The 12,500-nt window shown below is 42.3% G+C and carries 13 protein-coding genes (2 of these 13 cut by a window edge); 7 read left to right on the forward strand and 6 right to left on the reverse strand.

From position 1 onward, the window contains the following. Positions 1-608 carry the final stretch of an alanine--tRNA ligase gene (gene alaS / locus CIT02_RS04675; RefSeq protein WP_394340419.1) on the forward strand. 2,131 nt of this gene lie to the left of the window's left edge, so 608 of the gene's 2,739 nt are visible here — the last part of the coding sequence; the start codon falls outside the window, past its left edge; the stop codon is at positions 606-608. Positions 609-687: 79 nt separating this feature from the next. Next, entirely contained in the window at positions 688-1,941 is a 1,254-nt protein-coding gene (locus CIT02_RS04680) for a methanogenesis marker 16 metalloprotein (protein WP_292614473.1), read from the forward strand. Positions 1,942-1,979: 38 nt separating this feature from the next. Here CIT02_RS04680 and CIT02_RS04685 read toward each other — a convergent pair whose 3' ends face one another. Further along, entirely contained in the window at positions 1,980-2,789 is an 810-nt protein-coding gene (locus tag CIT02_RS04685) for a zinc ribbon domain-containing protein (RefSeq protein WP_292614475.1), read from the reverse strand. A 255-nt stretch (positions 2,790-3,044) separates the two neighbouring features. Between CIT02_RS04685 and heR the strand changes: the two genes are divergently transcribed. Continuing rightward, entirely contained in the window at positions 3,045-3,866 is an 822-nt protein-coding gene (gene heR, locus CIT02_RS04690) for a heliorhodopsin HeR (RefSeq protein WP_292614477.1), read from the forward strand. 79 nt (positions 3,867-3,945) lie between these two features. Continuing rightward, entirely contained in the window at positions 3,946-4,692 is a 747-nt protein-coding gene (locus CIT02_RS04695; protein WP_292614479.1) for an alpha/beta hydrolase, read from the forward strand. 154 nt (positions 4,693-4,846) lie between these two features. Here CIT02_RS04695 and CIT02_RS04700 read toward each other — a convergent pair whose 3' ends face one another. The 5 genes from CIT02_RS04700 to hypD form a co-directional block, all read right to left on the reverse strand. Continuing rightward, positions 4,847-5,083, reverse strand: coding sequence for a hypothetical protein (locus tag CIT02_RS04700; protein WP_292614481.1), 237 nt, complete (start codon positions 5,081-5,083; stop codon positions 4,847-4,849). Positions 5,084-5,326: 243 nt separating this feature from the next. Next, positions 5,327-6,373 (reverse strand): radical SAM protein, encoded by a 1,047-nt coding sequence (locus CIT02_RS04705; RefSeq protein WP_292614483.1) that lies wholly within the window; start codon positions 6,371-6,373, stop codon positions 5,327-5,329. Positions 6,374-6,417: 44 nt separating this feature from the next. Then, positions 6,418-7,722, reverse strand: a complete 1,305-nt coding sequence (locus tag CIT02_RS04710) for a TldD/PmbA family protein (protein WP_292614485.1) — start codon at positions 7,720-7,722, stop codon at positions 6,418-6,420. Next, on the reverse strand, positions 7,719-8,384 hold the full coding sequence (locus tag CIT02_RS04715) for a phosphoglycolate phosphatase (RefSeq protein ID WP_292614487.1): 666 nt from the start codon (positions 8,382-8,384) through the stop codon (positions 7,719-7,721). The genes CIT02_RS04710 and CIT02_RS04715 overlap by 4 nt, the downstream gene beginning before the upstream one ends. Positions 8,385-8,469: 85 nt before the next feature. Continuing rightward, positions 8,470-9,516, reverse strand: a complete 1,047-nt coding sequence (gene hypD / locus CIT02_RS04720) for a hydrogenase formation protein HypD (RefSeq protein WP_292615036.1) — start codon at positions 9,514-9,516, stop codon at positions 8,470-8,472. Between the two features lie 437 nt (positions 9,517-9,953). Between hypD and CIT02_RS04725 the strand changes: the two genes are divergently transcribed. The 3 genes from CIT02_RS04725 to CIT02_RS04735 form a co-directional block, all read left to right on the forward strand. Beyond that, positions 9,954-11,189 carry a Mur ligase family protein gene (locus CIT02_RS04725; RefSeq protein WP_292614489.1) on the forward strand — a complete coding sequence of 412 codons (1,236 nt, stop codon included), beginning with the start codon at positions 9,954-9,956 and terminating at the stop codon, positions 11,187-11,189. Between the two features lie 33 nt (positions 11,190-11,222). Further along, positions 11,223-12,407, forward strand: a complete 1,185-nt coding sequence (locus CIT02_RS04730) for a hypothetical protein (protein WP_292614491.1) — start codon at positions 11,223-11,225, stop codon at positions 12,405-12,407. Between the two features lie 63 nt (positions 12,408-12,470). After that, positions 12,471-12,500 carry the 5' portion of an NTP transferase domain-containing protein gene (locus CIT02_RS04735; RefSeq protein WP_292614493.1) on the forward strand. It continues 645 nt past the right edge of the window, so 30 of the gene's 675 nt are visible here — the first part of the coding sequence; the start codon lies at positions 12,471-12,473; its stop codon lies beyond the right edge, outside the window.

A 12,500-nucleotide genomic window follows, 5' to 3' on the forward strand; every position in this document is an offset into this window, starting at 1 on the left:
TAAAAGTTAACAGAACCGAAAGAATCCAGGATGGAGTAGAACGCCTGGAGTTCTCTGCGGGTGAAGCTGCAGTCCAATCCATGCAGAAAAATGATGCACTGCTCAAGGAAAGTGCCACTGTATTTAAAGTGGAAACTAACCAGCTGCCCCAGACCAGTGAACGGTTCTTCACCGAGTGGAAAGCCTTCAAAAATGAAATTAAACATTTGCAAAAAGAAGTGGCCAAACTTAAAACCGGATCCCTCGTTGATCAAACTGAAAAAATCAATTCCCTGTCTGTTTTAACCCAGGAAGTAGACGCAGACATAGGGGAACTGGTTAAAATGGTTACCCAACTCACTGATGATGGTGGAGTGGATGTAGTTGTTCTCGGTAATAGCGAGGGTAAAATTGCCGGTGCCGCATCCCCCAAAGCTTTAGACCGAGAAATCAAGATCAACGAGATCATCAAAGAAGCCGCAGCCATCATGGGAGGTGAGGGCGGTGGAAAACCTAACCTGGCTCAGGGAGCTGGACGAGATGGAGATAAAATTGGTGATGCACTGGAATTTGTTTACAACACCCTGAAGGACAAGCTAGCCCAGAAAAACCTTAACGGATTTGGATAAACCTATAACTGATTTGCATAAAGGTAAACTAACAGATTTGATCTAAATCTAAAACACATTGGCCGTTCAGGTGAATACATTGCAAAAAACCATTCAAGATATCAATCAAAAAATCAAAGAGGGAAAAGCCACTATACTCACTGCAGAGGAAGTGACCAGCCTGGTTATGGCTGGTGAAGAACCCACTGCCCGGGATGTAGATGTGGTAACCACCGGTACCTGCGGGATCATGTCGGGAACTGCCGCCATATTCCACATACCAGTTGCCGAGCCAGGATCCTTCAAAAAAGCTCGCAATATCACCCTAAACGGTGTGCCCGGATTCCCAGGACCATGCCCCAACGAATGGTTGGGTTCTGTTGATTTGATGGTCTACGGAACTTCCCACAGCACTAGCGACCCTCAATATGGTGGAGGGTTCCTCTTTAAGGACTTGCTTCGAGGAGAGGAGATTGAAATTGAAGTGGAAGATGTGGAAGGGAACATCATAAAGTCCACCGCCAGTTTAGATGATTTTGGCACAGCCCAGATGATTGGAACCCGTTTTGCCTTTAAAAACTACACAGCATTCACCAATCCCGGTGAAGATTCTGTTTCATCCATATTCAATGCCATTAACATGGAAGGACCCTTTAAAGGAATTTCTTTCTCTGGTTGTGGCGAGCTTAACCCCCTGCAGAATGACCCTCAATTGAATTCCATGCATAAAGGGGACCGGTTATTAATAAACAACTGTGAAGGATTATTTATCGGCACCGGGACCCGTAGCACTCCAGGAAAACCCAATATGATGATAACTGCAGATATGAAGAATATGGACCCTCATTATCTAGGGGGCTTCCGTACGGGAGCAGGGCCCGAGGTCTACAACAGTGTGGCCACCGCTATACCCATTCTGGATGAGGAAATTCTCCAGAGGACCTTCATTAAAAATGAGGATATAACTCTACCCATTGCCGATGTCAGAGGTCGACACAGTGTTTTAAGCCAGACAAACTACGGAGTTTGGCAGGACGTTGATGAAAGACCCACTTATGAAAGAGAAATGTGCCAGAAATGCAGCACCTGCCTGGTTGAGGAAAGATGCCCTACCCATGCCTTCCAGGACCAAAAATTGAACCTGGTGCGCTGTTTTGGTTGTGGAATGTGTGCCTATTCCTGTCCCTTCGGGACCTTCCAGATGAAAAGGGGAAAGGTCATCATGGACTGGGAAGGTCAGGAGAAAGAATTAGAAGTTTGTTGCCGCCAGTCTGATATTAAACGAGCCAGGGAAATTGCCAGAGAACTTAAAAATCGAATTGAAAAGGGAACATTTCTATTGAACCCTCTTTAATTTTTTTTACCCCTTAATTATTTCCTTTAGGTCACAAATCAGATGATGTTCTTTAGGGTAGTGGAGAAGAAAATGAATCCTAAAACCAGGCCCATCAAGAGCGCCATTACTAAAAATAGAACAATTGTGCCGGTCATAGAGCTCTTTTTCTCTTGTGATCCGTAATATTCGTCCAAATCGTAACCTCTTTTCACTTTATTCCCCCGTTTATAATAATTTTTATTATAATTTGGTTTATAGCCCTTATTTTTTTTATGTCGGTTATCATAACCCTTATCCCCCTCATATTTTCTTTTATAAGGTTTTTTATTTTCATATCCTTTATCATACCCTTTATTATAACCCCTCTCACCAGAATCATACTTATTATCTGACTCATAGTCTTGTTTGTAACCTTTGCCTCTTCCAGAAGTCTGTTTATTAGGAGAGGAATACGGATTACTTTGATTACTGTCCGGGTGATCATCAGTATGGTCCTCATTTAGGTGGTATTCTTTAAAATCAGCAACCTGATGATCTAACTTATTATAATCCTTATTTTTGTCTTTGAGATTGCCAAAATCCTTATATTCCCCAACTATCTCATCATTTTCATGATAGGCTTCGTATGGATCTTTATCATAATCATCCCAATCCTGATAGGGTTCCTGGAAGCTTGCCTCCTCAGAAGAGTATCCGCCACGCAGATACTTCTGCTGGAGAGGCTTCTCACTAGATTTGAAAACTTCCTGACCACAATTAGGACAGTACCTCTCCTTTTTCCCTATTCGAGCACCACAATTTTCACATATCATCCTGAACCACACATCCCATCCAAAGATCTGGAAGTGTTTAATTGCGATTTTCAATTGGGCTTTATGGTAATAATAAGAACCATTACGCCAAATTTCATATAAATTATGATTATAATTTTATCTAAACATACATAAATCATTTTCCAGTTAAAATAAGATGGTATTACCACGGAAAAGCCATTCCCTTGAAATTATAATTAATAGGTTAAAGCATATGCCCGGCAACTATTTTTTTAAAAACAATTTCAGGCGACCTATCATTTATTAGCAGTATCCACCAAATATATAATAAGAAGGGGGTATTTCTTTATGGATAATGAGACCAGAAGAAAAATAATTGCCGAGTCACCCATTACCTTTGGGGGTTTGAAGAAGCTAAATATTGGTGCCGGTTCACTGCATCTTATCCAGGGGTTGATCATGATTGCCCTGGGTTTGTGGCTGACCTGGACACAGGATATCTACACTTTCTATATTAAATTTAAAATACTATCCCTTGCACCACCAAGTTTTCAAATTGCACCCGATCCAACTGTTGCTTTCACAGTCAGCTACCTGGGAGTTATACTTGCATCGTTTTTACTGATTTCAGCCATTGCCCATTTCACCATTGCCTTTTTAAAGAACAGAAATTACAATGAAAACCTTAAAAAGGGCATGAATCCCTACCGCTGGTTCGAATACTTCTTCTCCAGTTCCATCATGCTGGTAATCATTGCCACCTTTGTAGGAGTGTGGGATTTATGGTCGCTGGTGATGATCTTCGTTCTCAACGCAGTTACCATGCTGTGCGGTTACCTGATGGAAAAGATCAACTATTACACAAAAGAAACAGACTGGTCCGCCTATCTGGTGGGATGTCTATCGGGATTTGTTCCCTGGATAGTGCTGGCTGCCTATTTCATCGCCGCCCTGGGATCCACTGAAACCAATCCACCGACCTTTGTCTACGCCATACTGGCCATCTACTTCATAATGTTCAACACCTTCTCCATTAACATGATTCTCCAGTATAAAGGTGTGGGAAAATGGAAGGACTATCTCTACGGCGAACGAGTGTACATTATTCTCAGTTTAATTGCCAAAACTGCCCTGGCCTGGCTTACATTTGTGGGCATATTTGCACCGTGAAATAAAAATTCTGTTATTCCTAAAATACAAGAGAAATATTTTCATAGGGAAGGGAACTGTGCCCTAGTGGAGGATGTGGGTGTTGGGAGTTTTAAAATCCAGGAAAAAATTAATCCTAATAACAATACTAGTAATAGTCCTTATAGGAGCTGCTGGCTTTATATACTACGTTTCTGATTATTATCCTGCAGATAGTTATGCCTTAACCGCTTTAAACTCGACTGAATCATACAATGTGTCAAATACGACTGATTTAATTACTTTCACCCCCACTACCCTTAAAAACTCCACGGGGATAATAATTTACCCCGGTGGCAAGGTTCAGGCTGAATCTTACTCCATTATAGCTTTTAAACTGGCCGAAAATGGATATATCACCGTAATTGTGAAAATGCCATTTAACTTAGCATTTTTTGGAAGTGAAAAGGCAAACACGGTAATATCCAACCATCCGGAGATAAGTTCATGGGTGATGATGGGTCATTCCCTGGGTGGTGTCTTTGCCTCAGATTACGCCGTGAACCATCCCGAAAAGATAAGCGGAGTAATATATTTAGCCAGTTACCCCTCAGCTAATGCCTCCAATGCCACCTTCAAAGCTTTATCCCTTAGAGGATCAAGGGACAACCTAACCCAACCCGAAGATATATCCACTAATTTGGATAAATTTCCCAAAAACACCATCTTCACCACCATTGAAGGGGGAAACCATTACAACTTCGGGAATTACGGAGCACAACCCGGAGACAACAACAGTACCATAAGCCGTGAAGAACAACAAAATCAGACATTAAAGGCCATATTGGAGTTTTTAAAAACCCTGTGAAAACACCAAACAATTAACTGGAACTAATAAATGGAACTAAACTACTCGGAAATAAAACTAAATGACTAAACTAAATGGAAGTAAACAAATCGGAAATTATAATTATAATTGAAATAAATCTGGTAAAAACAATACTAAATGGGTTATAAAAATATCAGGGTATAACCCGGAGGTAGTGCTCTTCATCGGTTCCAGCGTTGAATTCAATACTGTTTACCAGTTCCATCCAATCCTCGAATATCTTCCAGAGCACATCATCTGTCGCATAGATACAGAATACAGTTGAATCCTCATCTTCCATTACTAACCTTTCAACGTCAGGATAATCCCTTTTAATATCACTGAATATTTCTTCAGTAGAAACATTTTCCTTATTTTCTATGTTTTCCATTAAAAAAACCTCTTAAACATCTTAACTATCCTAACCTATCACAATATCCTAAACTATTCCAAAATATCCTGAACTATACCCATAATCCACTTATTATTAATTTGTTATTAATTGAATGTGATTTTTTTAAAATGTTAAACTAATATTAAATGCCAATCTTTAAATGTCAATCTGGATTGTATTATAGAATTTGTTCTTTATAAGGCTAGCATATTGTGTTAGAAATTTAATACCCTCAATAAGCTATATAATGTTTTTAAACCCCAAATCCTGTGCATAGTTAATGACTTCCACCAATTCACTGCGAATCAATGCTCGGGAGATTTCATCATATTCGGGGGCATGGTAAACTGGATGATACTGTCCCATAATGTTTAAAACTACATCCAGACCTAAATTTCTGGATATCCAGTCGAGTAATGGTTTTGAACAGCATTCCATATGGTTAGGTAAAACCAGATGTCTGATTATCATATCTCCTGATTTCTGGGCCAGTTTATGATTACGGCCAACCACCTCCATATAATCCTGGATGCCCGAGAGTCTCTGGGCACAGGCATCATTGCCATACTTGAAATCCGTCAGATAGAGGTCGATAAATCCATCCAGAAGATGCATAGCATACCGGGAGAGGTACATGTTACTGTTCCACACCACGGGAATGTTTTCCCGGACCAGTTTCATGGTACGCAGGATGTAGGGTAGGTTAGGAGTTGGATCTCCCCCGACAAAGTTCACATTCCGGGACCCTTCCCTCCTCCTTTTTTCAATTACCCCGGCCAGTTCCTCTTCACTCAGGGGGATTCCACTGGTTCGTTGACTTATATCCCAGTTCTGGCAGTAGACACATTGGAAGTTGCAACCGGGAAAAAAGATGGTGTGGCTGGGTACCAGGGGTGGTTCTTCACCAACATGGAGAAATTCCGAGGCAATCAAAGGTTCTGCAACACCACATTCCCCAGTTTCACGAGTCCGGTCAACATGGCACATTTTTTCACATAAAATACAGTTTTGGTATATTTTTTCGGCAATCTGGACCTTGAGATCCAGGTAAGAAAAAAAAGATTTTTTAAATGATCCGCCTTCTATATCCCTGGAATTTAAAGTAGAATTATCCCGGTAAAACTTCCAGAAGCTGGTTCTCAGACGCTGATGCTCATCCCACCGGGATTTTTCGTCACCCAAGTCCTGGGATATCAGGGTAGATGCCACTTTACAGCGTGAGAGCTGATGGTTGGAAGTTATGGCCAGATAATCTGATAGAACCCCCTGAATATCAGGATTTATCATAAGCCGTCCACCAGAATATTCTACCCACCCCTTCTCGAAATTCCTTAACCCACCACTCTCAGGCTGGAAACAGTTAGGGGTGGAGTGATGAAGGGCCCTAATTGTCGGGTTTTGTGTGAAGCAGCCGTGGCTTCTTTTAACATGGAAAAGATGTTTCCGGAGAGCATGGATTTTTTAACCGGGTGAACCACCTCGCCATCCTGGATCTTGAAGGCGTTCATGGCTTCAACTGAGAAATCCCCAGAAATAGGGTTGGCAGTGTGTGCTCCCAAAACATCGGTAACCAGTAAGCCATTCTGTATTTGGGAAATTTCTTCGTAGTCTTTAAATTCCAGTACTAGGTTGGATAAACTCACTGCCGGCATGTCATTGAATGAAGCACGCATGCCATTACCGGTACTCTTCACATCCCCCTTGTTGGCTGTGTGTATATCGTATAAAAAGTTCTGCAGAACCCCATCCTTTATTATGGTGGTTTTTTGGGATGGTGTTCCTTCTCCATCACCATGAGATGAGTAAAGACCACCCTGGAAAGTTCCATCATCGTATATGCTTAGAGATGGTGTTGAGACTGGGGTGTCTATCTTATCGGCGTATATGGATCGGCCCCTCTGTACATTGTCCCCGTTTATTGCTTGGGAAAAGGTGGAGAGAAGACCTGCTGCAGCATGGTGATCCAGCAACACTTTCATGTCACCAGTTTCTATGGTTTTCCCTTCCCTTGAATTTAAGGCAACTTCACAGGCTTTATTTGCAATATTTTCCGGTTCTATATCCAGTTTTCGGGATGAATCAGATTCACTGGCAGTGGAGACACCTTCCCGGTCAGGGGTGTTCACTGCAATATAACCGGAGAAATAGGTGGCTTTATCTTCACAGACCATTCCATTGGAGTTGATTATTAAGGTTTTCAAACAGCTAGCCGTTACCCCGCCAGAGGTTGGTTGGCATTTATTTTCCAGTACCGTGTTGATCATGGATTTTCCCAGTTCAATGGTGTCCTCCAGTTCCAGGGTGTTGATTTTTCCATCATAAACTCCCTTAATAGGAGAATAATTTGATTTATGAGCGAATGCTAAATTTTCATCCACCAAATTTGCCTGGGCATTGGAGATTGCGTTTTTGACTGTTTCTTCTATTCTTTCACTTTGAGTGGTGTATGCAAAACCCATTTTACCATCACAGATGACTCGAATACCCACGCCCATAGAGTAGGATTCCTTGGCAAAGTCCACCTGGTCGTTCTGAATGGTTGCATCCACACCATCACTGATCTCGACGTATACCTCCGCCTGATCAGCGCTTTTAAGAGCGTAATTTAATGCACGATTGCTTATCTCATTTATCATGGTAAAAACCTCTCTAAAGCTTCTTTGACTCCATCTCCGTAGGATTTTTCAGTTACGTAGTCGGCTCGAGCTTTGAGCTCGGGGTTGGCATTGGCCACTGCCACCTTCAATCCCGCTACTTTTAGAAATTCCAGGTCATTTTCACTGTCCCCAATGGCCAGGATTTCCTCTGGCCGGATATTCATATCCTCAGCCACACGAACCAGGGAGGACCCCTTATCCACTGCTGGATCAGTGATGTGCAGTGCGAATTTGGTATCGTATATCTTCACATCAAAATCCTTCAGTGCATCTTTAATCAATTCCACGGGAAGTGTTCTATAAAAGGCAATTTCGGAAACCCTCTCTTGGGAAAAATCCACTTTTTCCAGGGCATATTTTGTTTTTAAAAATTCATAGGCCCTTTGACACTTTTCAATATCCCCTAATATCTTCCTGCCTTGGGGTGATTCTATAACACCCCCATTTTCAGCTACCAACCCTCCGGAAGTACCCATGAATATGGAAAGGGTTTTGGTGACCGGGAGGATGTTCCCGGTGACTATGATTACGGGTATGCCTTTTTCTTCGGCAGTGCGGAGGGATTCCATTGCACTGCAGCACAGCCTCCTCTGGCTATCAGTTATGGTTCCATCAACATCCACAGCCACGGCTTTAATCAAGTTGTTTCACCATGTCCCCTTATTAAAATTTTTCCGGACAGATTATTAAATTCCTGCTGATACCATTAACATTCCAGTAGCTTGGTTAAAATGAACCATAGCGATGAGCTATATTACAGGTTCCTTCCTTACTAACCATGCATGCTCCGATGGGATTAGTAGGGTTGCACTCTTTACGGAAAAGCCGGCAATCCTCAGGACGGGCTACTCCCCGGAGTATAGCTCCACAAATACAACCACTGACCACTTCCGGGATATTGCCTACTTCGATATCGAATCGTTCCCGGGCATTGACCTCGCTGAATTCATCCTTGATTTCCATAACCGAGTTAGGTATAGGGGGGAAACCTCTCCATTCCTTGGTTTTAATGTAAAATACTTCGTCGAGAAGTTCCTGTGCTTTTAAATTTCCTTCTTCTCGTACCGCACGTTTATATTCATTCTGTACGAATGCCTTGTCTTCATGGAGCTGTTTCAAAATCAGGTACACTGCTATGAGAACGTCCATGGGGTTGAAACCGGTTACCACTTGGGGAATTCCGTATTTATCCGAGAAAATATCGTAGGGTTTGGTTCCGATGATAGTGGACACATGACCTGGTTCTATGAGGGCGTTGAGATTCACTTCCCCTGATTCAATTAAGAACTGGAGTGCCGGGGGTATCATTCTGTGACAGGAAAGAACTGAGAAGTTTTCTGGAGGATTGGCAACGATTTCCGCAGCAGTGGTTGGTGCGGTGGTTTCAAATCCTGCGGCCATGAAAACCACATCGTTATCAATTTTTTGAGCTAATTCCACGGCATTGTTTACTCCATACACTATTCTAACATCAGCACCTTCTGCTTTTGCTTCAGATAGTGTTCCACTTCCCCCGGGAACCCTTAACATGTCACCAAAGGTGGCAATGGTTACTCCCTGTTTAGCCAGTTGAAGGCATTCCTCCACCTCACGGGCGGGTACACAACACACCGGACATCCGGGGCCTGCTACCACTTCCACCTCTGGAGGTAGTAAAGTCCGAATACCATGCTGCATTATAGTGTGTTCATGGGATCCGCAGACATGCATTATCTTCACTGGTTGGGCTATGTCTTCGATGCGTTTTACAATTTCCTTGGAAAGATCTTTTATCGTGTTCATAGGTGACACCTGGATGCTCTAGTACAAATCATAAGTGGTATCTATCCTTAAAATTTGTTAATAATTTCTGTTAATTGATTAAAAGTTTTTTACCCTTAACTGTTTAAGTTGTTTAAAATGTATTGGTTGGATTATGGTATATGGTTTGGGGTAACAACCTAAAAATTTTAGTAAATTCTTGATTTCCGCCAGAGTATAAGAATAAAAAAACAGGAAAAATTAAACATCCATAGGGAATATTTTTTCAATATTAGGGATTTATAATATTCCCCATGCCAATAAAATTTTATTTGAGCTTTAAAGCATTTTATACCCTGTTAAAACGATTATATAAGATAGGAGGGCATTGCTGGAGTTATAGTTATATATTAAAAATGCCAACCTATTGTTATATACTTGATAGTGATACACTCTTTTGGAAAATTTAAATGGTTGTTATAATGAATGCTGCAGTGATTGGTTTGGGAGTAGAGGGCCTTAATGCTGTTGAATCTCTTCTCAATCACGGTTATACAGTTTATGCTTCCGATGTCAATCTAGACATTGAATTAGAAACAGTTGAAGGTCTGGATGTTGATCGGGGATTTCATGATTTTGGAAAAATCGAGGACTCGGATTTAGTGGTTTTGAGCCCGGGTTTATGGAATAAACCTGCCTTTCAACAAATTAAGTCTGAAAAGAAACTTTTATCCGATGTTGTAACTTCTCATCGTTCCCTATTCACCATTGGTGTCACTGGTACCAATGGAAAGACCACCACCACCATGATGATTGCCAGTATACTGGAAAATGCCGGTTTGAATGTTCTTACCGGTGGAAATGCAGGTGGGGGCTTTAAGGGCTACACTGAAGTGATTCTAGAAGCAGCCTCCCATGATTACGATGTTCTCCTGGTAGAAGTCTGCGATATGACCCTGGACTTCTGTAACCACAACTTTGACTTTGACCTGGTGGTAGTGACCAACATAGGCCGAGACCATCTGGAAGTACACCACTCCCTGGAAAACTACCTGAAATCCTTACAGCAATTCGTGACCGGGAAAAAAATTGTTTTAAATCAAGGTAATAAAAATCTGGACGCGTTAAGTGAAGCAGCAAGCGAAGCTCACTCTTTCACCAAAACTCCCTATGAATTAAACTTATTTGGAGATTTTAATCGTGAAAATGCAGCTGCTGCATCAAAAGTAGCAGAAATAATAGGAATATCCAAGGAAACCATTCAAAAAACCCTTAAAGAGTTCCAAGTTTTGCCAGGGAGAGCCTCAGTTATCAATCTCCCCCATTCCCAGATAGTGGTCGGCAAAACTGATAATGCCGATGCTGCTGCTGCAGTTCTTAATGAAGTTAAATTTCCGGTTATAATCCTGGGAACTCCCCGTAAGGGTGAAATGTGCCGTTTGGATATTTTCAGGGAAGCTTCTAAAACTGACTGCCAGATCATAGCCCTTTTCCCTGGACTGGACGACACCCGCCAAGAGGTGCAGAAAGTACTGGAGGAAGAAGAATACCAGGGAAAAGTTTACAACCTAACTGATGTAAAGGCTGTGGTTGAATTTGCACTCCAATGCTCTGAAGAATATCCCCATGTATTTATTGGGGGTAACGGGCAGCGGAAAATTATAGAGATCACCCAGTGTTTAAAGGAGGCCCTTGCGGCAAAATAATAGAAATAATATTTGAGAGGGGAGGCTTAAAAAATGCGCAGATCATTGTTAAATCCAATATTAGCCTTTGGTATTCTGATAATAATTATAATAAGTTTTAGTTTTGTTGGTAACAACATTGAAGGCTATTTCCCCCCACAAAAACCAGAAGAGATATCTGCCATGTCCATTGGCGATACCGTGGTTTCTGGTATGAAAGTGGTGGATGATGCTAAAGTAAGGAAAGTGCCAGTTTTATATCATTTTGAATACTTGCAAAGTTTACTGGAGGAAGAAAAATACCCACAAATTATCAGTGGATTCCTAACTGGGACACTGGAAACACCCCTGTCCATTCTGGCCAACGGCAGTATTTCTTCCCAGGGAGTGGCCCAGGGATTTGATGGCCCGGGTTATTTAAGTGTTCAGGGCCAGAAACTGGTCGTGAACCCCCCACAAACATTTGTATGGGGATACAAGACCGGGTACACCGTGGGGGTTAAAACCAAGGAAGGAGTGGAGATCCGGGAAGGAGGTAAATCCGGTGAACTGCTGAAAACCATTGCGGCATCAGATATTAAAAACGACACCATTCCCCATGAATATGTGAGTATCACCACCTTTACGAAATGGTATAATAAATCCTCGGTAGGAAATTACATATACCTTGATTATTCCCTCACCGGATTCAGTGACGGTAGAAACCAGGTCGTTCCGGAGGATATAAAAACCTTCTTCGGGGACTCGGTGGTGACCTATATGAAAAATTATCCCAGTGGCTCACCAGTAATGGCCTATATGGGACCACACAATGAAAATGTGACCTCCAGTTACACTGAATCTTTGGGATCTTATCCAGAATACGGGGATTCCTCCCGGGCTTACAATGCCATGTCCTTTGCCCGGGCCTGGAACGGTACCGTAATCCCTCCTAAAACAGGGTCCAATGGGAAAGAGAATATTGGTTTTGAACCCTGCCCCGACCCCAACGCCACCGGTGGATCCGCGGTGCACGGAGTATGCCCTGCAGCCAGATCCCTCCGGGGAGCCACCACATCGGCGGGTCTACCCCTGCCCGGTGGAATTCGATGGGACGAACTGGCCATAGCCTACGATACCAGCCCCACTGTAGGTGTAAAAGTCTACAACAATCTGAATTACCCTATAAAAATTGTTATGTGGACGGAAGGAAGTGGAGCCGGCCTGGTAATTCACGCAAGGATCGTCAGATTAACTTGACTCTCCCCATAACTTCTTTAATTTATTTTTCCCGATTAACACCCATTTTAGGAGTAACACCTCATGAACGGAGTATCATGTATCATAACTGCC

Source organism: Methanobacterium sp. BAmetb5 (genome assembly GCF_003491305.1).
Lineage (GTDB): Archaea > Methanobacteriota > Methanobacteria > Methanobacteriales > Methanobacteriaceae > Methanobacterium.